The 22,782-nt window shown below is 68.5% G+C and carries 23 protein-coding genes and 1 pseudogene; 11 read left to right on the top strand and 13 right to left on the bottom strand.

Going from position 1 to position 22,782, the window contains the following annotated elements; genetic code table 11:
• Positions 1 to 73: 73 nt before the first annotated feature.
• The 4 genes from U1701_RS01300 to hppD all read right to left on the bottom strand — a co-directional run bounded on the left by U1701_RS01300 (position 74) and on the right by hppD (position 3,587).
• A complete protein-coding gene (locus tag U1701_RS01300) occupies positions 74 to 433 on the bottom strand; it encodes a Rieske (2Fe-2S) protein (RefSeq protein WP_332780725.1) in 360 nt (119 codons plus the stop codon).
• Entirely contained in the window at positions 430 to 1,062 is a 633-nt protein-coding gene (maiA, locus tag U1701_RS01295) for a maleylacetoacetate isomerase (protein ID WP_332780724.1), read from the bottom strand. The genes U1701_RS01300 and maiA overlap by 4 nt, the downstream gene beginning before the upstream one ends.
• Positions 1,059 to 2,372, bottom strand: coding sequence for a homogentisate 1,2-dioxygenase (hmgA, locus tag U1701_RS01290; protein ID WP_332780723.1), 1,314 nt, complete (start codon positions 2,370 to 2,372; stop codon positions 1,059 to 1,061). The genes maiA and hmgA overlap by 4 nt, the downstream gene beginning before the upstream one ends.
• A 147-nt stretch (positions 2,373 to 2,519) precedes the next feature.
• Positions 2,520 to 3,587, bottom strand: a complete 1,068-nt coding sequence (hppD, locus tag U1701_RS01285; protein ID WP_443025974.1) for a 4-hydroxyphenylpyruvate dioxygenase — start codon at positions 3,585 to 3,587, stop codon at positions 2,520 to 2,522.
• A gap of 80 nt (positions 3,588 to 3,667) precedes the next feature.
• On the opposite strand from hppD, the gene U1701_RS01280 reads away from it, so the two are divergent.
• Entirely contained in the window at positions 3,668 to 4,114 is a 447-nt protein-coding gene (locus U1701_RS01280; protein ID WP_332780721.1) for a MarR family winged helix-turn-helix transcriptional regulator, read from the top strand.
• Positions 4,115 to 4,229: 115 nt separating this feature from the next.
• Here U1701_RS01280 and U1701_RS01275 read toward each other — a convergent pair whose 3' ends face one another.
• Positions 4,230 to 5,900 carry an MFS transporter gene (locus U1701_RS01275; protein ID WP_332781418.1) on the bottom strand — a complete coding sequence of 557 codons (1,671 nt, stop codon included), beginning with the start codon at positions 5,898 to 5,900 and terminating at the stop codon, positions 4,230 to 4,232.
• Between the two features lie 183 nt (positions 5,901 to 6,083).
• Here U1701_RS01275 and U1701_RS01270 point away from each other — a divergent pair, with 183 nt between their 5' ends.
• Positions 6,084 to 8,684, top strand: coding sequence for a TonB-dependent receptor (locus U1701_RS01270; protein ID WP_332780720.1), 2,601 nt, complete (start codon positions 6,084 to 6,086; stop codon positions 8,682 to 8,684).
• Between the two features lie 98 nt (positions 8,685 to 8,782).
• Here the strand turns inward: U1701_RS01270 and U1701_RS01265 are convergent, their stop codons facing one another.
• Positions 8,783 to 10,321 (bottom strand): ABC transporter permease/substrate-binding protein, encoded by a 1,539-nt coding sequence (locus tag U1701_RS01265; RefSeq protein ID WP_332780719.1) that lies wholly within the window; start codon positions 10,319 to 10,321, stop codon positions 8,783 to 8,785.
• The gene (locus tag U1701_RS01260) at positions 10,318 to 11,079 is read right to left on the bottom strand and encodes an ATP-binding cassette domain-containing protein (protein WP_332780718.1); all 762 of its coding nucleotides are present in this window, start codon (positions 11,077 to 11,079) and stop codon (positions 10,318 to 10,320) included. Before U1701_RS01260 ends, U1701_RS01265 begins: the two co-directional genes overlap by 4 nt.
• 49 nt (positions 11,080 to 11,128) lie before the next feature.
• Here U1701_RS01260 and U1701_RS01255 point away from each other — a divergent pair.
• Positions 11,129 to 11,918, top strand: a pseudogene (locus U1701_RS01255) (SDR family oxidoreductase).
• A gap of 121 nt (positions 11,919 to 12,039) precedes the next feature.
• Here the strand turns inward: U1701_RS01255 and U1701_RS01250 are convergent.
• Positions 12,040 to 12,336, bottom strand: a complete 297-nt coding sequence (locus tag U1701_RS01250) for a 4a-hydroxytetrahydrobiopterin dehydratase (protein WP_332780717.1) — start codon at positions 12,334 to 12,336, stop codon at positions 12,040 to 12,042.
• A 46-nt stretch (positions 12,337 to 12,382) separates the two neighbouring features.
• On the opposite strand from U1701_RS01250, the gene U1701_RS01245 reads away from it, so the two are divergent.
• From U1701_RS01245 to U1701_RS01235, 3 genes are read left to right on the top strand one after another with little or no spacing between them, the layout of a single operon-like run.
• The gene (locus U1701_RS01245) at positions 12,383 to 12,793 is read left to right on the top strand and encodes a metallopeptidase family protein (protein ID WP_332780716.1); all 411 of its coding nucleotides are present in this window, start codon (positions 12,383 to 12,385) and stop codon (positions 12,791 to 12,793) included.
• A 26-nt stretch (positions 12,794 to 12,819) separates the two neighbouring features.
• Entirely contained in the window at positions 12,820 to 13,359 is a 540-nt protein-coding gene (ccmA, locus tag U1701_RS01240; RefSeq protein WP_332781417.1) for a heme ABC exporter ATP-binding protein CcmA, read from the top strand.
• Positions 13,356 to 13,991: a heme exporter protein CcmB gene (locus U1701_RS01235; RefSeq protein WP_332780715.1), complete on the top strand. Its 636-nt coding sequence runs from the start codon at positions 13,356 to 13,358 to the stop codon at positions 13,989 to 13,991. Before ccmA ends, U1701_RS01235 begins: the two co-directional genes overlap by 4 nt.
• Here U1701_RS01235 and U1701_RS01230 read toward each other — a convergent pair.
• Both U1701_RS01230 and U1701_RS01225 read right to left on the bottom strand, forming a co-directional pair.
• Positions 13,988 to 15,322, bottom strand: a complete 1,335-nt coding sequence (locus tag U1701_RS01230; RefSeq protein ID WP_332780714.1) for a sensor histidine kinase — start codon at positions 15,320 to 15,322, stop codon at positions 13,988 to 13,990. The genes U1701_RS01235 and U1701_RS01230 overlap by 4 nt on opposite strands.
• Complete coding sequence (locus U1701_RS01225) at positions 15,319 to 15,981, bottom strand: response regulator (protein WP_332780713.1); 663 nt, start codon at positions 15,979 to 15,981, stop codon at positions 15,319 to 15,321. Before U1701_RS01225 ends, U1701_RS01230 begins: the two co-directional genes overlap by 4 nt.
• A gap of 112 nt (positions 15,982 to 16,093) precedes the next feature.
• Between U1701_RS01225 and U1701_RS01220 the strand changes: the two genes are divergently transcribed.
• Positions 16,094 to 16,636 (top strand): hypothetical protein, encoded by a 543-nt coding sequence (locus tag U1701_RS01220; RefSeq protein ID WP_332780712.1) that lies wholly within the window; start codon positions 16,094 to 16,096, stop codon positions 16,634 to 16,636.
• 364 nt (positions 16,637 to 17,000) lie between these two features.
• Positions 17,001 to 18,506 carry a DHA2 family efflux MFS transporter permease subunit gene (locus U1701_RS01215; RefSeq protein WP_332780711.1) on the top strand — a complete coding sequence of 502 codons (1,506 nt, stop codon included), beginning with the start codon at positions 17,001 to 17,003 and terminating at the stop codon, positions 18,504 to 18,506.
• Here U1701_RS01215 and zwf read toward each other — a convergent pair.
• From zwf to mnmA, 3 genes are all read right to left on the bottom strand, one after another.
• A complete protein-coding gene (gene zwf, locus U1701_RS01210; RefSeq protein WP_332780710.1) occupies positions 18,503 to 20,005 on the bottom strand; it encodes a glucose-6-phosphate dehydrogenase in 1,503 nt (500 codons plus the stop codon). The two genes, U1701_RS01215 and zwf, sit on opposite strands and share 4 nt — an antisense overlap.
• A 220-nt stretch (positions 20,006 to 20,225) precedes the next feature.
• On the bottom strand, positions 20,226 to 20,480 hold the full coding sequence (locus tag U1701_RS01205) for a UvrB/UvrC motif-containing protein (RefSeq protein ID WP_332780709.1): 255 nt from the start codon (positions 20,478 to 20,480) through the stop codon (positions 20,226 to 20,228).
• The gene (mnmA, locus tag U1701_RS01200; protein ID WP_332780708.1) at positions 20,477 to 21,583 is read right to left on the bottom strand and encodes a tRNA 2-thiouridine(34) synthase MnmA; all 1,107 of its coding nucleotides are present in this window, start codon (positions 21,581 to 21,583) and stop codon (positions 20,477 to 20,479) included. The genes U1701_RS01205 and mnmA overlap by 4 nt, the downstream gene beginning before the upstream one ends.
• A gap of 164 nt (positions 21,584 to 21,747) precedes the next feature.
• On the opposite strand from mnmA, the gene U1701_RS01195 reads away from it, so the two are divergent.
• The 3 genes from U1701_RS01195 to U1701_RS01185 all read left to right on the top strand — a co-directional run bounded on the left by U1701_RS01195 (position 21,748) and on the right by U1701_RS01185 (position 22,737).
• Positions 21,748 to 21,975 (top strand): hypothetical protein, encoded by a 228-nt coding sequence (locus tag U1701_RS01195; RefSeq protein ID WP_332780707.1) that lies wholly within the window; start codon positions 21,748 to 21,750, stop codon positions 21,973 to 21,975.
• Between the two features lie 103 nt (positions 21,976 to 22,078).
• On the top strand, positions 22,079 to 22,378 hold the full coding sequence (gene sciP, locus U1701_RS01190) for a CtrA inhibitor SciP (RefSeq protein ID WP_332780706.1): 300 nt from the start codon (positions 22,079 to 22,081) through the stop codon (positions 22,376 to 22,378).
• Positions 22,379 to 22,479: 101 nt separating this feature from the next.
• Positions 22,480 to 22,737 carry a GlsB/YeaQ/YmgE family stress response membrane protein gene (locus U1701_RS01185; protein ID WP_332780705.1) on the top strand — a complete coding sequence of 86 codons (258 nt, stop codon included), beginning with the start codon at positions 22,480 to 22,482 and terminating at the stop codon, positions 22,735 to 22,737.
• Positions 22,738 to 22,782 lie beyond the last annotated feature (45 nt).

Here is a 22,782-nt window from a genome sequence, read left to right as displayed (position 1 = left end):
CCGCGAAAGCGGGAGTCCAGGAATCGCAGGCGGTGTCGTTTGTAACCCTGGGCTCCTGCTTTCGCAGGAGCACTTACGCCGTGACGATCGCGCCGTCTGCCACCGTTACCGGCCACGGGGTCAGCCGCGCCCCGGTGCACGGCCCGCCGACACAGAGCCCGTCGGCGATCTCGAACAGCGCACCGTGCCACGCACAGGCGATCCGCTTGCCGTCGGGGGTGAGGTACGCGTCCAGTTCCTGTGCGAGCGGCACGCCCATGTGCGGGCAGCGATCGACATAGCCGACCACCGTCTCACCGCGCCGCACCACGAAGCCGTGGAACCGCCCGGCGCGCATCTGCAGCACGAAGTTGCGCGCGGTGCCGTCGGGGATTTGCGCGAGCGGGCCGAGCGTGACTCCGGCCGGAGTCGCGAAAACGCGCGCGTCGCTCATCCCGCGTCGGGCTGGCGGTCGGGGTGCGCGGCCTGGAAGGCGGGCAGCGCGCGTGCGGCGTTCGCCGCCGCCATCAGTCGCGGATAGGGCGTCAGGTCGACCGCGAACCGCTCGGCCGCATAGACCTGCGGGACGAGGCAGCAATCGGCGATCGTCGGCGTTGCGCCGAACGCGAAACCATCGCCATGGCGCGCGATCTGGACTTCCAGCGCGGCGAACCCGTCGGCGATCCAGCGGGCGATCCACGCGGTCACCGCCGCCTCGTCCGCGCCGAAATCGCGGCGCAGCGTCTGCAGCACACGCAGATTGTTGATCGGGTGGATGTCGCACGCGATCGTCGCTGCCATCGCGCGGACCACAGCACGGTCGTGCAGACCCGCCGGCAACAGCGCGGGCGCGGGATAGCGTTCCTCCAGCCATTCGAGGATCGCGGGCGATTGCGTCAGCACGTCGCCATCGGCTTCGATCGCGGGCACCAGGCCCTGCGGCGCGATCAGGCGATATTCGGGCTCCGCCTGCGCACCGATCCGCAGGTCGTGGGTGGCGTGGTCGTACGCCACCCCCTTCAACGCCAGCGCGATCCGCACGCGGTACGCCGCGGACGACCGCCAATAGCCGTGCAGGATCATCCCGGCAGCTTCGCCTTGGGGAAATCCGCCCAGACCGCGTCGTAATCGAGCTGGGCGTGATCCAGCGCGTAGCTGGTCGGGCGGTATGGCCAGCAGCTCTCGACCATGAACGCCATCGCGCCGTCGATCTTGTGCGGCTTGAGGTCGGCGTTGCTCGCGCCCGTCCAGCTCGCCAGGTCGGGGCCATGCCCCGCCATCAGATTGTGCAGCGAGATGCCGCCGGGCGCGAAGCCTTCCGCCTTGGCGTCGTACGCGCCGGTGATCAGCCCCATCGCCTCGGACATGATGTTGCGGTGGAACCAGGGCGGGCGGAACGTGTCTTCGGCGACCATCCAGCGCGGCGGAAAGATCACGAAATCGGCGTTGGCGCGGCCGGGTACGTCGCTGGGCGAGGTCAGCAGCGTGAAGATCGAGGGATCGGGATGGTCGAAGCTCACGGTGCCGATCGTGTTGAACCGCGCCAGATCATAGCGCCACGGCGCGAGGTTGCCGTGCCACGCGACGACGTCGAGCGGGGAGTGATCGAGCGTCGTCGTCCACAGGCTGCCCATGAATTTCTGGACGACCTGCGTCGGTTCGTCGCGGTCCTCGAACCAGGCGACCGGTGTCTCGAAATCGCGCGGGTTGGCGAGGCCGTTGGCGCCGATCGGGCCGAGATCGGGCAGGCGGAACAGGCTGCCGTGATTCTCGACGACATAGCCGCGCGCCGCGCCGTCGGGCAGTTTCACGCGGAACCGCACGCCGCGCGGTACCATCGCGATCTGGCCGGGCGCGATCAGCACGCGGCCGAGTTCGGTGACGATGTCGAGCCGGCCAGCCTGCGGCACGAACAGTAATTCGCCGTCCGCATCCATGAAGACGCGGGTCATGTCGGTGTCGGCGGCGTAGACGTGGAGCGCGACGCCCTCCAGGTCCGCGGGATCGCGGTTAGTGAGCATCGTCGTCAGCCCGTCGATCCAGTCGGTGCCTACTGGCGAGTCGGCGATCGGGTCCCAGCGCAACCGGTTGGGGGCGAGAGGGGCGTCGCCGGTGCCGGGGGCGAACCGCGTCGCGCCGTCGTAGCGGGTGTAGGGCGGGTGCTCCGCGGTGGGGCGCAGGCGGTAGAGCCAGCTGCGGCGGTTCTCGTGCCGCGGCGCGGTGAAGGCCGTGCCCGACAGCTGCTCGGCGTAGAGGCCGAAGGCGGGGCGCTGCGGCGAATTGCGGCCGATGGGCAGCGCGCCGGGGACGGCTTCGGTCGAGACGTGGTTGCCGAAGCCGGGAATGTAGGTCCCGGCGGTCGTGCCTGCGGCGATCGGCTGGTGCATTGTCATGGGCTTCCTCTCCAACACCTGTTCCGATTTTCGCGGTCGCGGCTGCCGGTTACCGTGCCCGTTCTCCCGCGAAAGCGGGAGTCCAGGAGCCAAGCAGCGCTGCGTCCGGTAACCCTGGACTCCCGCCTTCGCGGGAGAACGGTGGGTTTACGCGTCGACCGTGATCACACCGCGGCGGATCTGGTCCAGCTCGATCGACTCGTACAACGCCTGGAAATTGCCGTTGCCGAAGCCTTCGTTGCCCTTGCGCTGGATGATCTCGAAGAAGATCGGCCCGAACATCGTCTCGGTGAAGATTTGCAGCAGCAACCCTTCCTCGCCGACATTGCCGTCGAGCAGGATGCGGTTGGCCTTCAGCCGGGCGAAATCCTCCCCGTGGTTCGGCACGCGCTTGTCGACCAGTTCGTAATAGGTCTCGATCGTATCCTGCAGCTTGACGCCGCGCGCGCGCAGCTTCTCGACGGTGGTGTAGATGTCGTCGGTGGTCAGCGCGAGATGCTGGATGCCTTCGCCGTTATACTCGCGGATGAACTCCTCGATCTGGCTATGGTCGTCCTGGCTCTCGTTCAGCGGGATGCGGATCGCGCGGTCGGGGGCAATCATCGCCTGGCTGAACAGGCCGGTCGCCTTGCCCTTGATGTCGAAGTACTTCTGCTCCTCGAACCCGAAGATCTGGCCGTAGAACGCCGACCAGGTCCGCATCTGCCCGCGCTTCACATTGTGCGTGAGGTGATCGAGCAGGTCGAGCCCGACATTGTTCTCGGCCTCCGCCTCGGCCGCGCCCGGCACCGGGGTCCAGTCGTCATACAGCGATCCCGCCGCGCCGTGGCGATCGACCAGATACAGCATCGAGCCGCCGATGCCTTCGAGCACATAGCCTTCGCCTAGCGCACCCATGCTCGCATCCGCCGCTTTGGCGCCGCGTGCGACCGCCGCGTCGAACGCCGCCTTCGCATCGGATACGCGGAACGCCATACCGCTCGCCGATGGGCCGTGCGCCGCCGCGAAGGCGGTCGCATGCGAATCGGGCTCGCGGTTGAGCAACAGGTTGATGCGGCCCTGCTTGTAGCGGGTGACCGCCTTGGTCGGATGCGTCGATGCCGGCACGAAGCCCAGCTGCTCGAACTGCTGCGCCATCGCTTGCGGGTCCGGCGACGTGAATTCGCAGAACTCGAAACCGTCGAGACCCATCGGGTTGACGTCCATATGGTCCATGTCGCGCATCCTCAGTCTTAGTATCTATTGTTACCAATTTGAGAGTTTGCGGCGATGGTGTCAACCGTTACGATCCCCGCATGACCGATCGCCCGCTCGTGCTCGACGATTTCATCCCGTTTCGGCTGTCGTTCACCTCGAACCTCGTCAGCGACCGCGTTGCGCGCGCGTACGACGTGCTGTTCGGGCTTTCGATCCCGCAATGGCGGCTGGTCGCGGTGATCGCCGAGACCGGCGGGATCAGCCAGGGCGAGATCGGCCAGCGCACGCGGATGGACAAGGTAACGGTCAGCCGCGCGGCGATCGGGCTGGTCGAGCGCGGGCTGCTGGCGCGGTGCGACAATCCGGGGGACAAGCGCTCGCACCTGCTGGTGCTGACCGACGATGGCCGGACACTCTACGCCGACGTCGCACCCAAGGCGCGCGACCTGGAGGCGCGGATCTTCGCGGGGTTCGAACCCGACGAGATCGCGGGGTTCGTCGCGATGCTCCGCCGCATCGATGCGGCGACGGTGGCGCTGGACTGAGTCGGGACTCGTCGACGCAAGCACCGTTCTCCCGCGAAAGCGGGAGCCCAGGGTCAAGCAGCGCGACGTCCGGAACCCTGGACCCCCGCTTTCGCGGGGGAACGGCGTGCCTGCGCTAGTCGTCCAGCGACCGCTTGAACGTCTCGGGCAACAGGAACAGCCCGATCACCACCGTCGCCGCCGCGGCGACGATCGGATACCATAGTCCATAATAGATGTTCCCGGTCGCCGCGACCATCGCGAACGCGGTGGTCGGCAGGAACCCGCCGAACCAGCCATTGCCGATATGATAGGGCAGCGACATCGACGTGTAGCGGATCCGCGTTGGGAAGAGTTCCACCAGCAAGGCGGCGATCGGCCCGTAGACCATCGTCACGAAGAGGACGAGGATGGTCAGATAGAAGACCACCAGCGGCTTGTTCATCGCGGCGATGTCGGCCTTTTCCGGATAGCCGACTGCGGACAGCGCTGCCTTGGCGCGCACGCCGAACGCCTTGATGGCGTCAACACGAGCGGCACCCTTCACTGCGCCGGGGTCGACCGTCTCGATCGCGGTGTCGCCGATTCGGATCGTCGCGATCGTTCCCGCCGGCGCGGCGACGTTCTCATAGGACACCCCGGCCTTGGCCAGATAGGTCTTGGCGATGTCGCATGACGTGGAGTCGAACCGGTTCTTGCCGACCGGATCGAACTGCACCGAGCATTCGGCGGGATCCGCGATCACCGAGACCGGCGCGTTCGCCTGTGCCGCATAGAGCGCCGGATTGGCCGCCTGTGAAAGGCCGTGGAAGATCGGGAAATAGGTGAGGGCGGCGAGCGCGCACCCGGTCAAAATGATCGGTTTGCGCCCGATCTTGTCGCTCAGCCAGCCGAAGAACACGAACGCCGGTGTCGCGATCAGCAACGCGATCGCGATCAGGATGTTGGTCGTCGCGCCGTCGACGCGCAGCGTCTTTTCGAGAAAGAACAGCGCGTAGAACTGCCCGGTGTACCAGACCACGCCCTGGCCCATCACCGCGCCGAACAGCGCGATCAGCACGATCTTGAGGTTCCCCCAGCGCGCGAACGCCTCGGTCAGCGGCGCCTTCGACACCGTGCCCTCGTCCTTCATCTTCTGGAATGCCGGGCTCTCGGCCAATTGCATGCGGATCCACAGCGATACGCCGAGCAGCAGGATCGAGGCGAGGAACGGCACGCGCCAGCCCCAGGCCGCGAACGCCGGCTCGCCCACCAATGTGCGCACGCCGATCACCATCAGCAGCGCCGCGAACAGCCCGAGCGTCGCGGTGGTCTGGATGAAGCTGGTGTGCAGCCCGCGGCGGTGCGGCGGCGCATGTTCGGCGACATAGGTGGCCGCGCCGCCATATTCGCCGCCGAGCGCCAGGCCCTGCAGCAACCGCAGCAGCACCAGCAACAGCGGCGCGGCGACGCCCATCGTCGCATAATTGGGGAGCAGCCCGACGACGAAGGTCGAGACGCCCATGATCCCCATCGTGACCAGGAAGGTGTTTTTGCGCCCGACCATGTCGCCGATCCGCCCGAACACCAGGGCGCCGAACGGCCGCACCGCGAACCCGGCCGCGAACGCCGCGAGCGCGAAGATGAACCCGGTGGTCTCGTTGACGCCGGAGAAAAACTGCGCGGTGATGATCGTCGCGAGCAGGCCGTAGAGGTAGAAATCATACCATTCGAACACGGTGCCGAGCGACGAGGCGATGATGATCAGCCGCTCGCTCTGCCGTGCGGGCGTTCCTTCGTTCGATCCTGCGTTCGATACCGCCGCCATCCCGCTCTCCCGTTCGGTTATGCGCATGACTCTCTAGCCTCGTGCGGACGATGACAAGAGGGGCGATGGCGTAATGCGTTGGCGTCAGGCGTTTGAAAGAAAGGGGAGAAACCGTTTCGCGTCCGGCATAGTCTTGCGACAATTCCCGACTAGGCGATGCGCATGGGTATCGAGGGAATGTACATGCGTCGTTTGGGTCTGTTTCTGGCGGTCAGCACGCCCGCGCTGGCGACCGCGCAACAGGCGCCTGCACCTGCGGCGGTTCCGGCCACGCCAGTGCCCCAGGCGGACGACAGCATGTCCGACGAGCCCGACATCATCGTCACCGGCCAGCGCAACCTGCCCGGCGCGGTGATCGGCGACATCCCGCCCGACCAGCAGCTCGGACCCGCCGACATTCGCTCCTACGGCGTCAGCACGGTCTCCGACCTGCTTGCCGAACTCGCGCCCCAGACGACCAGTGGTCGCGGCAGCGGCGGCGCGCCGGTCGTGCTGCTCAACGGCCGCCGCATCTCGAGCTTCGCCGAGATCCGCGACTTGCCCACCGAGGCGATCCAGCGCGTCGACATCCTGCCCGAGGAAGTCGCGCTGAAATACGGCTATCGCGCCGACCAGAAGGTCGTGAACTTCGTGCTGCGCCGCCGCTTCCGCGCGGTGACCGCCGAGGCGACCGATCGAATCGCGACCGAAGGCGGCCGCAACACGCCGCAGGGCAATCTCGACCTGCTCGGCATTGCCCGCGACAAGCGGATGAACCTGCATCTCGATTACACCGAGAGCTCGGCGCTGACCGAGGCCGAGCGCGACATCGTTCCGACGCCGACCACCGCGGTCGGCGCGAACGGCGCGGTGATCGACCCGACGCCGTACCGCACGCTGCAGGGGGCGAGCCGCACGTTCAGCGCGAATACCGTCTATGCGCGCGACATCGGCAAGGTCGCCGCGTCGCTCAACGCGCGGATCGAAACGACCGACAGCATCAGCCTGAACGGCCTGCCGGTCGCGAATCTGACGCTGGCGGACGGCACGATCGTCTCGCGCGCACTGGACGATCCCGGCTTCCAGCCGCTGGAGCAGCGCGCTTCGTCGATCGCGGCGCATCTCGGCAGCACGCTCAACGGCCAGCTGGGCAGCTGGCGCTGGTCGGTCACGGGCAACTATGACCGCAGCGACACCCAGACCTTCACCGAGACCGGCGTCGACGCGAGCGTGTTCCAGGCGCGGCTGACCGCGGCCGATCCCACCGCCAGCCTGTCGCGACTGACCGCGGCGGACATCGGCGCTGCGCCCGGCAACCGCGCCTATGCGCGGCAGACCACCGGCGGGGTCGACGCGCTGGTCAACGGCACGCTGTTCGCGCTGCCCGCAGGCGAAGTGTCGACCAGCATCAAGATCGGCGCCGACACCGCGGATTTCGCGAGCCGTTCGTACCGCTCGGACTTGGTGCAGACCGGTGCTGTATCGCGCGATTCGGTCAGCGGGCAGGTCAATGTCGACCTGCCGATCGCCAGCCGGTCGAAGGACGTGTTGGGCTTCCTCGGCAACCTGTCGGCCAACTTCAACCTCGCCGCGGACCAGCTGTCGGACTTCGGGACGCTGACCACGCTCGGCTACGGCGCCAATTGGAACCCGGTCGAGGGCGTCCGGCTGATCGCGTCGGCGACCGATACCGACACCGCGCCGACCGCGCAGCAGCTCGGCAATCCGTCGATCAGCCGCCCGAACGTGCGGATCTTCGACTATATCCAGGGCACCACCGCGACCGTGACGACGATCAGCGGCGGCAATCCGAACCTCGACGCGCAGTCGAGCCATGTGGAGAAGCTCGGGCTGACGTTGAAGCCGTGGACCAAGCGCGACATCAATTTGACCGCCAATTACGTCAGCGCGCGCACCGACAATCCGATCGCGTCCTTCCCCAGCGCGACCGCGGCGATCGAGGCGGCGTTTCCCGATCGCTTCACGCGCGATGCCGACGGCACGCTGCTGCGGATCGACCAGCGGCCGATCAATTTCGCGCGCAGCGAGCGCTCCGAGCTGCGGTGGGGCATCAATTTCTCCGCGCCGATCAAGTCGAAGGTGCAGAAGGAGCTCGAAGCCTATCGCGCCGGCACCGGACCCAACCCGTTCGAGGGGCTGGCCCCACCGGGCGGATTCCGCGGTAGGCCTGGAGGCGCGGACGGCGCGCCCGGCGCCGGCGGCGGTGGTCGCGGTGCGGGCGGACCCGGTGGCGGTGGTGGCGGCGGGTTCCGCGGCGGCGGCGGCGGCTTTGGCGGCGGCGGGCGCGGGCAGGGCGGTGGCCGGGTGCAGTTCGCGCTCTACCACACCTGGCACTTCACCGACCGCGTGCTCGTGCAACAGGGCGGCCCCAGCCTCGACCTGCTCAACGGCGACGCGACCGGCGGCAATGGCGGCCAGCCGCGGCACGAGTTCGAGGCGCAGGCGGGGTACAGCAACAATGGCATCGGCGCGCGGCTGTCGGCGGAGTATGCGACCGGTACGCGCGTCAACGGTGGCACCGCAGCGGTGCCCGAAGCGCTCGCTTTTTCGGGTCTCGCCACCGCGAACCTGCGGCTGTTCGCCGATCTCGGCCAGCGGCTCGAACTGCTCAAGGCGCATCCGTGGCTGCGCGGCACGCGGGTGACCTTCTCGGTCGACAATGTGTTCAACAGCCGCCAGCGGGTGACCGATTCGACCGGGGCCACGCCGATCGGGTTCCAGCCGGATTATCTCGATCCGCTCGGCCGCACGGTACGGTTGAGCATCCGGAAGCTGTTCTTCTGATGCCCCCGCCGTCATGCCGGGCTCGTCCCGGCATCCAGAGCCACGAATGCCGCCGCGCGTAACCCTGGATCCCGGGACAAGCCCGGGATGACGGTGGATTAGAAGCCGACCTTCTCCGCCAGCCACGTCGCCGCGGCCTCGGGCGTCCGCTTGTCGCTGTCCCGGTCGACCTGATAGTTCGCCGCGCGCATCGCCTCGACCGGGATGCGGCCGCCCAGCGGCTGCAAAGCGGCGATGAACTTCGCATCGCCTCCGCGCTTGGGCGCGACCAGCAGCACCGCGTCGTAGCTCGGGATCGCGTGGCGCGGGTCGCTGAGCACGGTCAGCCCGTCCGCCGCGATCCGGCCGTCGGACGAGAAGGCGGAGATCACGTCGACGCGCTTGCTGGCCAGCGCGCGGTACATGAACGTCGGGCTGAACGGCGTGGTCTTCGCGAACCGCAGCGGATAGGCGCGCGACACCGCCGCCCATTCGGGCCGCTCAAGGAATTCGAGATCGCTGCCCAGCGTCAGCCCGGGCGACGCCTTCGCCAGATCGTCGAGGCTGGCGATCCCCCGCCGCCGCGCGTCGTCGCCCCGCATCGCGAACGCATAGGCATTCTCGAACCCCAGCGCGCCGACCAGCCGGACGCCGCTCGTATCGCGCGTCCACTTGGCGATCGCGGCCACCATCGCGGCGCGGGGCGGCACGTCGGTGCGCTTCATCGCGTTGGTCCAGATCGTGCCCGCGTAATCGACATAGACGTCGATATCCCCGCCCGCGACCGCGCCGAACACGACCGCGGAGCCGAGCCCGTCGCGATACTCGACGGCATAGCCGGCACGCTCCAGCCGGTCGCCGATCAGCCGCGCGAGGATATATTGCTCGGAGAAATTCTTGGCGCCGACCACGACGGTGCGGCCCTTGTCGGCGTGCGCCCAGAGCGGTGCGGTCGCGGCCAGCGTGCCGAGCACCAGCAGGGCGGTACCGGCCATCCACATCCACCGGCGGCGCGTCCGGATACCCGTTTCGATCGCACCGATCAGCGCATCGACCGCCAGTGCCAGCGCCGCGGCCGAGACGCACCCCGCCAGCACCAGCGCCCAGTTCTGCGTCTGCAGCCCGGCGAAGATCATGTCGCCCAGACTGGGCTGGCCGACCGTGGTCGACAGCGTCGCCGCGCCGATCGTCCAGACCGCGGCGGTGCGGATTCCCGCGACCAGGACCGGCGCGACCAAGGGCGCCTCGACCAGCCGCAGTTTCTGCGCAGGCGTCATCCCGACCGCGTCGGCGGCTTGCAGCACCGCGGGATCGATCCCGTTCAACCCCGCCACCGCGTTGCGCAGGATCGGCAGCAGCGCGTACAGCGTCAGCGCGATAAGCGACGGCAGGAAGCCGAGCGCTGGAATTCCCCCGCCGACCAGCGCGGACAGGCTGAGAAGCAGCGGATAGAAGAGCGCGAGCAATGCGAGGCTCGGCACCGTCTGCACCAGGCTTGCAAAGCCGAGCGATACGCGTGCGACCGTCGCATAGCGCGCCGACCAGATGCCCAGCGGCACGCTGATCGCGATCCCGAGCAGCAGCGCACACGCCGACAGCAGGACATGCGCGGCGAGCAACGGCGGCACGCGGGCGAGGGTGTCGAGGAAGTCGCTCACGGTTGCAGCGCCGCCAGTCGCGCGGCCTGATCGCGAGGCACCTGCACCAGCGCCTGCGCGTCCGCGCCGCCCTGGCCGGCGAGCAGCGCGCCCGGGGTCGCATCCGCGACGATCCGCCCGGCCTTCATCACCAGCACCCGGTCGGCCAGCAGCATCGCCTCGGCCATGTCGTGCGTGACGAGGATCGTCGTCAGCCCCAGCCGCTCGTGCAAGCCGCGGATCGCGGTGCCGAGCGCGTCGCGAGTCACCGGATCGAGCGCGCCGAACGCTTCGTCGAGCAGCAACAGCTTCGCACCGGGTGCGAGCGCGCGCGCGATCGCCACGCGCTGCCGCTGGCCCCCCGACAGTGCGTCGGGCAGGCGCCCCGCAACGTCGCGCGGCAAATCGACCAGATCGAGCAGCTCGCCGACGCGATCGGCCTCGTCGCGTCCGGCGATCCGCAGCGGGATCGCAATATTCTCCGCGACCGTCATGTGCGGGAACAGCCCGATGCTCTGGAACACATAGCCGATCCGTCGCCGCAGCGCGGGCGCGGGGCCGTCGGCGACGTCGACGCCGTCGATCGTCACGCGCCCCGCGCTCGGCTCGACCAGCCGGTTGACGGTCTTGAGCAGAGTGGACTTGCCCGACCCCGACGCGCCGACCAGCGCGACGAAGCTGCCGCCGGCGATCTCCACCGACACGGCGTCGACCGCGATCGTCTCGCCATAGCGCCGGGTGACGCCGTCGAACGCGAGGACGGGGGAAAGCGCTGGCATCGCTCGAAGGGATGCGGGATGCTGCCGACAAAATCAAACGGAGAGGCGCGTGACCCAGAGTATCTTCATCACTGGCGGCGGTTCGGGCATCGGTCGCGCAACCGCGATCCTGTTCGCCGCGCGCGGCTGGCGTGTCGGGCTCGCCGATGTCGACGCCGCGGGGCTGGCCGCGACCAAGGCACTGCTGCCCGCCGACCGGGCCGAGACCTATGTCATGGACGTCCGCGACCGCAACGCGTGGGTCGCGTCGCTCGATGCGTTTACGGGCGGGGGCGGGCTCGACGTGCTGTTCAACAATGCCGGGATCGGCACCGGCGGGCCGCTCGCGCTGACCGATTTCGAGGAAATCGACCGCGTCATCGCGATCAACCTGGTCGGCGCGATCAACGGCGCGAAGATCGGCCATGCCTATCTCAAGCGGACGCCGGGATCATGCCTGCTCAATACCGCGTCGGCGTCGGCGATCTATGGCTCGGCAGGGCTGGCGCCCTATTCAGCGACCAAAAATCGGGGTGCGCGCGCTGACCGAAGCGCTCGACGGCGAATGGGCGGCGGAGCGGATCCGGGTGCGATCGATCATTCCCAGCTTCATCGACACGCCGCTGCTCGATGCGACGACGGCCGCGTCCAACCGATCGATCCGCCAGACCGTGACCGCTGCGGGCATGGAACTGACCGATGTCGACACGGTCGCCGACGCGGCGTGGGCCGCGGTGCATGGCGACCGGCTGCACACCTATGTCGGCAAGACCGCACGCAGCATGGCGTTCGCCGCGCGCTGGATGCCGGGCAAGCTGCGCAAGCGGATGCGCGGGCGGCGCACCAGATCGTCATCCTGACAGCGCCCTACCTAGCCGTCATCCTGACGAAAGTCAGGATCCAGAGTTACTGAGCGCGCCGCCCGTTACCCTGGATCCTGACTTTCGTCAGGATGACGGAGGGGTGTAAGGTCTCCCGGGCCTACTCCTCGTCGACGATCGCATCGATCGCCTGCGCCATCTCGATGTCGCGCGACGACATCCCGCCGGCATCGTGCGTGGTCAGCAGGATGTCGACGCGGTTCCACACATTCTTCCATTCGGGATGATGGCCCATCCGCTCGGCGATCAGCGCGACCTGCGTCATGAAGCCGAACGCCTCGACGAAGTCGGCGAACACGATCGTCCGCGTGATCGCGTCGCGGGCTTCGTCATAATCCCATTCGTCGAGGGCATCGAGCGCCTCGGCGCGGTCTACCTGGCTGAGCGCTTCGATCATGGCCATCCCTTGCCGCTGTTGAGCGTCTACGCCTATGGCTGAGCGCATGAGCGGGCAAGAGCGTTTCGCCGCGGCACCCGATGCCGCAGCCATCGAGGGGATCGCACGCGCGACGATCGCGCGGCTGCCCGCCGAATTCGCCGTGCATCTCGGCGACGTCGTGCTGCAGGTCGAGGAGTTCGCCGACGACGAGACGCTGGCGTCGGTCGGGCTCGACCACCCGCTCGACCTGTCGGGCCTGTACCATGGCCGCCCGATCGGCGAGAAATCGTCGATGGATAGCGGCGCGCTGCCCGACCGTATCTTCCTCTATCGCCGCGCAATCCTCGAGGAATGGATCGAGACCGGCGTCCGCCTCGACGATCTCGTCGCGCATGTGACGATCCACGAGATCGGCCATCATTTCGGGCTGTCCGACGACGACATGCACGCGCTCGAGAATTCGGTGGCGCCGTGACGCTGGCGTTCGCCGACGTGGCCTGCATGCGTGGCGGGCGGCTGCTGTTCGACCGGCGCTCGTTCCGGATCGAACGCGGCGGGGCGGGGGTGGTCACCGGTCCCAACGGCGTCGGCAAATCGAGCCTGATCCGCATCGCCGCAGGGTTGCTTGCGCCCACCGAGGGGTTGGTCGAAGCGGAGGGTACGCGCGCGCTGCTTACCGAGGCAGCGGCGCTCGATGGCGATCGGCCGTTGGCCGATGCGCTGGCTTTCTGGGCGGCGCTGGATGCGCCCGCGCCCGGGACGCGGGTCGAATCGGCGCTTGCCGCGCTCGACCTTGCCGATCTGGCGGCCGTGCCGGTCCGGTTGCTGTCGACCGGCCAGCGCCGCCGCGCCGCGATCGCGCGCGTCGTCGCGAGCGGTGCGGATCTGTGGCTGCTCGATGAACCCGGCAACGGGCTCGACGCGCGCTCGGTCGGCCGGCTCGAAACGCTGATCGCCGAGCACCGCGGGCGCGGGGGGATCGCGCTGGTCGCGACGCATCAGCCGCTCGATCTGCCCGGCGCGCAGGACATCCGCCTGTGATCGGTATCGTCCTGCGCGATCTGCGGCGCAATGTCGCGGGCGGCGGTGCGACCCTGGTCGTCGCCTTCTTCTTGCTCGTCGCCACGCTGTTCCCGTTCGCGATCGGACCCGATGCGGCGTTGCTGGCGCGCGTCGGCGGCGGGATCATCTGGACCGCGGCGCTGCTCGCCGGCCTGCTCCCGGTCGAGCGGCTCGTCGCGCCCGATCTGGACAGCGGCGTGTTCGACCAGTTCGCGGTGCGCGGCGTGTCGATCGCGGCGGTCGCGGCGGCGAAGACGTTGGCGCACTGGCTCAGTTTCGGCCCGCCGCTGATGCTCGCCGCGGTCATTGCCGCAGGGCTGCTCGACCTGTCGGGCGAGACCTTGCTGCGCGTCGAGATCGGGTTGGCGATCGGCACGCCCGGGCTCGCCGCGCTGGCGGTGGCGACGAGCGCGCTGGTCGCGGGCGTGCGCGGCGGCGGCGCGGTCGCGGGGCTGGTCATGCTGCCGCTCGCGGTGCCGCTGCTGATTTTCGGCGCCGGCTCGCTCGATGGCGGCGCCGGCGCGGTCAAGCTGCTGGCGGCGGTCAGCTTGCTGTTGGTCGCAGGAGCACCGTTCGTCGCCGGCGCCGCGATCCGCGCGGCGATGGATTAAGCGCCCTTCGGCAACGTCAGCGCGGCACACAGCCCGCCCAGAGTCGCGGACCGCGACAATACCAAGCCGCCGCCGTTCAGCTCCGCCAGTTCCTGTGTAATCGGCAAGCCGAAGCCGTGCCCCGGCCCCGCCTCGTCAAGCCGCCGGCCCGGGACCAGCGCTTCGGCGCGTTCGGTGTCGTCGAGCCCGGTGCCGTCGTCCTCGATCGCGATTCTCACCTTGCCCGCGTCGATCGCCGCGTCGATGCGGATCGCGTGCGCGGCATGGCGCCAGGCGTTGTCGAGTAGATTGCCGATCATCTCGTCGAAGTCCTGCGCGTCGATGCCGGCCGTCACGTCGCCAGGAACTACGATCTCCACCGCGATCGCGCGGTCGGCATGGACGCGCCGCAGCACGTCGACCAGATCGCCAACCGCGGGCGCGAGCGGCGTAGCGGCGCGACCGGGTGCGCCGGGCATAGCCGCGCGCGCGCGGCGCAGATGATGGCTGACGCGGCGGTCGATGTCGGCGAGCATCACGCCCAGCCGCCCATCGGGGTCGCGGTCCGCCAGTTCCAGCCCCAGCGCGGCGAGCGGCGTCTTCAGCCCGTGCGCGAGGTTGGCGACGTGGCGCCGCGCATGCGCCAGCCCTGCCGCATTCTGGTCGATCAACGTGTTGAGTTCGGCGGCGAGCGGTGCGAGCTCGATCGGAAGATCGGTCGGCACATGACGTTGCCGCCCCGCGATCACCGCGCCGAGCGACGTCTGCAGCGTCCGCAACGGCCGCAGCCCGATCCGCAACTGGATCAGAGTCGCGGCGGCGAGCGCGGCGCCGAGTAGCGCGAGCGAGCCGAGCAGCGGTACCATCGCCTCGCGCAGCGGCGCTTCGACGACGCGGCGCGGGCCGCTCGCGGTGATCGTGACCGGGCCGTTCGCGCGCACAACCGTCAAGGTGCGGAAATGCAGCGGTTCGCCCGACCGGCCGCGGCCTTCCCCCGGATGCGGCCGCCTGCCGTCGCCGGGGCCGGGCTCGCGCAGGATCGGCGTCGGCGGCGGCTCTGCACCGTTGCGCCAGGCGCGTCCGTCGGCCGTGCGCACCTGCCACACCCAGCCCGATCCCGGCGTGTCGAACCCGGGCAGGTCGATCGCGCGGGCTGGGTCGAGCTGCCCCTGTCCGTCAACGGCGCGCGCAAGCACCGTGGTCTGCGCGTCGAGCCGGTCGTCGAACCCGCGCATCACGAACCGTTCGAGGACATGGCCGATCGCGACGCTCGCCAGCAGCAACGCCGCCAGCGTCGCGAGCGTGGCGATCGCCAGCAGCCGGCCGAACAGCGATCGTGGCACCAGCCTCATGCGCCCGCCGTCAGCCGATAGCCGCGCCCGCGGACCGTCTCGATCAGCGTCATCCCGATTTTCCGCCGCAGCCGGCCGATTATGACCTCGATCGAATTCGAATCGACGTCGGCGTCGCCTTCGTAGACGCGCTCGATCAGCTCGGCGCGCTCGACCACGACCTCGCGGCGCAGCATCAGCGTCGACAGCACGCGCCATTCGAACGCGGTCAGCTTGAGCGGCAGCCCGTCGAGCTCGAACGTCCCGAGCTGCGCGTCGAACACCAACGGGCCGCAGGTCACGCGCGCGCCGGCATGCCCCGCAGCACGGCGGACCAGCGCGCGCAGCCGCATGATCACCTCTTCGACGCGGAACGGCTTGACCAGATAATCGTCGGCACCCGCCTTGAACCCGGCGACTTTTTCGGACCAGCCGTCGCGCGCGGTGAGGATCAGCACCGGCAGGTCGCGGCCGGCGGCGCGCCAGTCGCGCAGCACCGACAGGCCGTCGCGCAAGGGGAGCCCGAGGTCGAGCACCGCCGCGTCGTAGAGTTCGGTCGCGCCCAGATGCCCCCCATCCTCGCCATTGGACGCGATATCGACCGCGAAATTCTCCGCGCGGAGCGCCCGCGCGATGCCCGCGGCCAATGTCTCATCGTCTTCGACCAGCAATATCCGCATCGCGTCCTCCTATCCGCTTTTGCCAAACCGAATCTGAACGGCGCGGTTCAGCGGGGCGGTGGGGCGCCCACGCTAGAGACAGTGCATCGCAACACCAACCGGAGACGCTGTCATGTCCGATACCCTTCCCCGCTTCCGCGGCCGCCCCGTCCTCCTCGCCGCCGCGCTTGGCCTGCTCGTCGTCGGTGGCGGTGCCGGCGCGCTCGCAGTCGAGGCGAGCCGCCCGAGCGTGACGATGGCGCCCGCGACACCGGTCGCGATCCGCACGCTGACCAACGACGACGATTCGATCATCACGGTCCGCGGCCGCGTCGCCGAAGTCTATGGCAACAAGTTCGTGATGGCCGACGCCAGCGGTCGCGCGCTGGTCGATACCGGGCGTGAGGGCGAGGACGGCACGCTGGTGCGCGCCGGACAGCCGGTCACGGTGCAGGGGCGGTTCGACAGGGGCCTGATCCACGCGGCGTTCCTGGTGGGCGCGGACGGCAAGGCGAAGGCGCTCGGGCCGCTCGGTGGACCGCCGCATGACCGCCGCGGGCTGCATGGGGCTGGGCCGGATCGTGGTCCGGGGATGGGTCCTGAGGGCGCCGCGCCGCCGCCCGCGCCCGCGGTTGTACCGGCGCCCGCACCGACTGCGACGGCGCCAGCCGCGTAAGTCGAACGACTGCTACCCCGGCGAAGGCCGGGGCCCAGTTGGAGGACTTGGGGAACGGCGGGCTGCCCTCCGTTACATCGACCTTCCCACCTTGGCCCCGGCCTTCGCCGGGGAAGGGCGTTTGTCAGCAGGTCGCTGCCCCTTCGTCCGTTCCCCCGCGAAGGCGGGGGTCCAGGAGTCTCAGGCGCAGCGCTGCTTGGCGCCGGACTCCCGCCTTCGCGGGAGAACGGTAAGGCCCCGATCCGCGCTTGCACCCTCCGCCCGCACGCCTACGTAGGACAGCAATGACGTCCTACCGGTATCGACCCCACCAGGCGCGTATGATCGTGCCGCCTGACCCCGCCTCGTATGGGCGGGGCGGCACGTGAGGTTCGGACGACGCGGGGTCGCCTCGATCTATGCCGAGATCCGTGATGGCATCCTGCCCGCCGCGAACCGGATTTCCTCCGTCCCCAGATCAACCGCGACGCCGGCGACACCGCGCAGCTACCGCGTCACCGCGCTGATCATCGCCTGCGCGCTGTTCATGGAGCAGATGGACGCGACCGTACTCGCGACCGCGCTACCGACGATGGCGCGCGACTTCGGCGTGCCCGCGACCAGCATGAGTTCGGCGCTGACCTCGTACCTACTGGCGCTCGCGATCTTCATCCCGGCGAGCGGCGTGCTGGCCGACAAGTTCGGCTCGCGCACGATCTTCCGCGCCGCGATCCTGATCTTCGTCGGCGGGTCGCTGTTGTGCGGGCAGGCGACCAGCCTGCCGTTCATGATGGCCGCGCGCTTCGTGCAGGGGCTGGGCGGGGCGATGATGATCCCGATCGGACGGCTGGTGCTGCTGCGCAGCGTCGCCAAGGAGGACATGGTCTCGGCGATGTCGTGGCTGATCATGCCCGCGCTGATCGGGCCGATCATGGGTCCGCCGGTCGGGGGGCTGATCGTCACCTATCTCGATTGGCGGTGGATCTTCTGGCTCAACCTGCCGGTCGGGTTGCTCGGTGTTGTGCTAGTCACGCGCTATATCGGCGAGGTGCGCGGCGAACGGCCGGTCAAGTTCGACTTCGTCGGCTTCGTGCTGTCCGGCGTATCGCTGGGCTGCCTGTTGTTCGGGTTCGAGATGAGCAGCCGGTCGGGCGAATTCTCGCGCGCGCTGGGACTGATCGCGATCGGGCTGGTCGCGGGCGCGGCCTATCTCGCGCATGCGAAGCGCCGCAGCGACCCGATCCTCGACATGTCGCTGTTGCGCTACACATCGTTCCGACTTTCGCTGATCGGCGGGTCGCTGACGCGGATCACGCAAGGCGCGCAGCCGTTCCTGCTGCCGATGATGCTGCAGCTGGGGTTCGGCATGACCGCGGCGGCCAGCGGCGCGATCACGGTGGCGGGCGCGATCGGGTCGCTGGCGATGAAGGGTCTGGCACCGCGCATCCTGCGCCGGTTCGGGTTCCGCCGCAGCCTGATCGTCGGCGGGCTGGGGGGGAGCGCGGGCTATGCGCTGTGTGCCGCGTTCCGCCCCGACTGGCCGGTGCCGCTGATCTTCGCGGTGCTGATGAGCGCCGGGTTTTTCATGTCGTTCCAGTTCTCGGCGTACAATACGATCGTCTATGACGAGGTGCCCAAGGCACGGATGAGCGCGGCGACCAGTTTCTATGCGACTTTCCAGCAGCTGATGCTGTCGCTCGGCATCTGCGTCGGCGCGGCGGCGCTGCACGTGGGGATGCTCGGCTCGGGCCGAACGCAGCCGGAGTTAAGGGATTTCAGTATCGCGTTCCTCGTGGTCACGCTGGTGTCGGCATCGGCGACGATCTGGAACATGAAGTTCGCCGCCGACGCCGGCGCCGAGATGAGCGGCCACCGCGCTAGGGGCCGCTAGTCGCCGGGCTCGTGGGTGACGATGAGGGTATGCCAGGCGCAGCCGTCGCGCGCGAGCAGTGCGTCGGCCGAGGCCGGACCCAGGCTGCCTGCGACATAGGGGTCCGGCGTGCCGGCCGCCGCCCACGCGTCGAGGAACGGCTGCACCGCGGCCCACCCCGCCTCGATCGCGTCGGCGCGCTGGAACAAGGTCTGGTCGCCCACGAACATGTCGTAGAGCAGCGATTCATACCCGGTCAGGTGACCGATATCGAAACGGTCGGCGTAGCGGAAATCGAGCGCGATCGGCACGGTGTCGACGCCCAGCCCGGGGCGCTTGATCAGCAGCTCCATCGCCAGCCCCTCGTCCGGCTGGACCTGGATGACCAGCCGGTTGGGCGGCAGGCGTTCGGGATTGACCCCCTCGAACGACGCGAACGGCACCGGTTTCAGCGTGATGACGACCTCGGTATCGCGCACCGTCATCGCCTTGCCGGTGCGCAGGTAGAAGGGCACGCCCGCCCAACGCCAGGTGTCGACCATCAGCTTCAGCGCGACATAGGTCTCGGTCCGGCTGTCGGGCGCGATGTCGGGGGAGGCGGTGTAATCGGGCACCGCACGGTCGCCGATCCGCCCCGCGGCATAGGCGCCGCGCACGCCGTTGGCCTCGGCCTTTTCCGGCGACCAGGCGCGTACCGCCTTCAGCACCTTGCCCTTTTCGTTGCGGATCGCCTCGGCATCGAAGCTCGCGGGCGGCTCCATCGCGACCATCGCCAGCAGCTGGAACAGATGGTTGGGGACCATGTCGCGCAGTGCGCCGGTCGAATCGTAGAATTTGCCGCGGGTGCCGACGTCGACGGTCTCGGCGGCGGTGATCTGGACGTTGGCGATACAGTCGGCATTCCAGATCCGCTCGATCATCATGTTCGCGAAGCGCGCGGTCATGATGTTCTGCACCGTTTCCTTGCCGAGGAAATGGTCGAGCCGGTAGACTTGCTGCTCACCGACGTTGGCCAGGATCCGCGCGTTAAGCGCTCGGGCCGACTCGAGATCGTGGCCGAACGGCTTTTCGATCGCGATCCGGCGGAACGCGGTCGGCGTTTCGGTGGTCAGCCCGTGCTGCGCGAGCTTGTCGACGATGTCGCCGAAGAAGCGGGGCGGCACCGCGAGATAGAAGGCGGCGTTGCCGGTCAGCCGCGCCTTGAGTGCTTCATACACCGCGTCCTGCGTGAAATCGCCGGAGAGATACGCGACCCGCGGCTTCAGCCGCGTCCAGGCGGCGTCGCGTTCGTTGGCGCCTTCGCCACCGGGTTCGGGCGTGAAACTGTCGAGCGCGTCGCGCAGCGTCGAATCGTCACCGGGTTCGATGCCGATGCCGAGCAGATGGAGATCGTCGCCGGCTAGCCCCAGTCGGGTCATGTTGATCAGCGCGGGGACGAGCAGGCGCCGCGTCAGATCGCCCATTGCGCCGAAGATGACGAGCGTCGCGGGCGGTGCCTGCGGCACGGGAGGCTGGCTCATGCGGGCAGGGTGGCGGGGTTTGGTGGTGAGAACATGGGGGAAAAACCTGACGGCGCGCGCAAGGTTCCGGATGGCGGCGTCATGCTGGGCTTCTGGTCCCCTCCCTGGAAGGGAGGGGCTGGAGTTGGGTTGTTATCGAGGAAGCGCCATGCCCCAAGCCTACCCACCCCCGACCCCTCCCTTCCAGGGAGGGGAGGGATATCCGGCGCGTTGGTAGACCTTACCGCTTCCGGCCCTTGGTCATCGGATCGGGCTTTTTCGGCTTCACCCAGCCTTCGGGCGGGACGACGCGCTGCTGGCTGGTGCCGAGCCCCATCGCGCCGGGCTGTTGCCGCGTCAGTCCGTCGGTGTCCGCGACCTCGCCGCCGCCGCGCAGCACGCTGATCTGGTCGCGCAGCCGTTTGGCAGTCTCGAAGTCGAGCGCGGCGGCCGCCTCCTCCATCTGCCGGCGCAGATCCTCGATATCGATCGTCATGCCGCGAGCATCGCGGCTTCGGTCTCGGCGATCCAGCCGCCGCCGAGCACGCGCGATCCCGCATACAGCACGGCGGCCTGCCCCGGCGCCACGCCATATTCGGGCGTGTCGAACACGATCCGATCGCCGACCAGTCGCGCCGCGACCGGCTTCGCCATCGACCGCACCTTCGCGGTCAGCGGTCCGGTGAAATCGTCGCCGAGCCAGTTGAGGTCAGTCAGCCGCGCCGCATTTACCGCCAGCGCCCGTCTGGGGCCGACGACGACGCGCTTGGTGTCCGGCTCGAGTCGCACGACATACAGCGGCTCGGCGGTGCCGCCGATCTCGAGCCCGCGGCGCTGGCCGACGGTGAAGTGGATCAGCCCGCGATGCGCGCCGAGTCGCGTGCCGCCCAGGTCGACGATGTCGCCCGCGGTGTCGGCGTCGGGACGCAATTTCTTGACCAGCCCGGCATAATCGCCGTCGGGGACGAAGCAGATGTCCTGGCTGTCGGGCTTGGCGGCGACGCCCAGACCCAGTTCCGCCGCGATCTCGCGCACGCGCGTCTTTGGCAGCGCACCCAGCGGGAAGCGCAGATAGTCGAGCTGCGTCTGCGTCGTTGCGAACAGGAAATAGCTCTGGTCGCGCGCAGGGTCGACGCCGCGGTGCAGTTCGGCGCCCGCTGCGCCGTCGAGCCGCTGCACATAATGTCCCGTCGCCAGACAGTCTGCCCCCAAGTCGCGCGCGAGCTTCAGCAGGTCGGTGAATTTCGGCCCCATATTACACTGGACGCACGGGATCGGGGTGCGCCCGGCCAGATATTCGTCGGCGAAGCGATCGACGACCTGTTCGCGAAAGCTCGTCTCGTGATCGAACACGTAATGCGCGATGCCCAGCCGGTCGCACACCGCGCGCGCATCGCGAATGTCGCGGCCGGCACAGCACGATCCGGCGCGGCCGACCGCTTCGCCGTGGTCATAGAGCTGCAGCGTCACGCCGATCGTCTCCGCGCCGGTTGCGTGCGCGAGTGCGGCGACGACCGAGCTGTCGACTCCGCCCGACATCGCCACGACGATGCGCTTGGACTCGGGCGCAGGCCCGAGCTGAAAATCCACCTGATCCATGATGCCCGTCCTTTAGGCGCTGCGCCCGTCCGATGCAAAAATGCGACGAATTTGTGAAAAATGCGCATCCGTCAACGAACTCTTGCACCGAGCTTTACCCGGCTTTCATTCCCTTGCGGCTAGAGCGGGGTCCGTAGCTGATTGATCAAGAAAGAGTATCGCGTTTGGACCTGAGCTTTCCCCGTTTCGATCGCGACGTCGAACTCACGGTCCTGCCCGGCGATCTGGCGGTGCTGATCGTCGGGATCGCCGCGCGACAGGCCGCCAGCCACACCGCGGTCGTGCAGGCCGGCTTTGCCCGTCACGATCCCGATCCCAGGCTGTTCGCACCGCTGCACGGGGCGTTCAACGGCCCGATGGCCGCGGCGCTGACGCGCTGGAGAGAGGAATGAAGCCGGCGTTTACCACGGCGTTTCAGCCGATCTTCAAGTCCCGCCGTTATACGGTGGTCGTATGTATCGAGAGGGGGCCCCCCGCCCCGATCAGAGGTTTCAAATGATCGAGAACCAGAAGATTCGCCCTGCCAAAGTCATCGGACCGTTGGGCGAGCAGCTGACGCTCGAGTCGCTGCCGCCCCCGAGCACGACGCGCTGGGTGGTGCGCCGCAAGGCCGAGGTCGTCGCCGCGGTCAACGGCGGGCTGCTGAGCGTCGACGATGTCTGCGCGCGTTATGGCCTGACCGTCGAGGAGTTTGCCAGCTGGCAGCGGGCGATCGATCGTTCGGGCATGCCGGGGCTGCGCGTGACGCGGATCCAGCACTATAAGTCGTTGTACGAGCGCCAGCAAAAATATTGAGCGCAGGAAGTGCAAGGAATTAAAACGGTAGCGGAACAAACGCGCTTGCTCGCTCGTCTTTCCGCCGTCGCCCACATGATGGGCTAACGGAGGGAAGTAAAATGGGTCTCATTCTTTGGCTGGTTATCGGTGGCGTCATCGGTTGGATCGCTAGCATGATCATGCGTACCGACGGTCAGCAGGGCATCTTCCTGAACATCGTCGTCGGCATCGTCGGCGCGTTCATCGGCGGCCTGATCCTGTCGGGTGGCTCGATCAACAGCGCACCGCTGACGCTGACCTCGTTCATCGTGTCGCTGCTGGGTGCCATCATCCTGCTCGCGATCGTGAACCTGGTGCGTCGCGGCAGCGTCCGCTAAGCTATCAATAGCTGACGCGAGAAATTGGGCCGCCCGAGCGATCGG

The sequence above is a fragment of the Sphingomonas rhamnosi genome (assembly GCF_036663615.1).
Lineage (GTDB): Bacteria > Pseudomonadota > Alphaproteobacteria > Sphingomonadales > Sphingomonadaceae > Sphingomonas.
The sequence above is the reverse complement of the archived record's forward strand: the minus strand, read 5'-3'. Positions and strand labels throughout refer to the sequence as shown.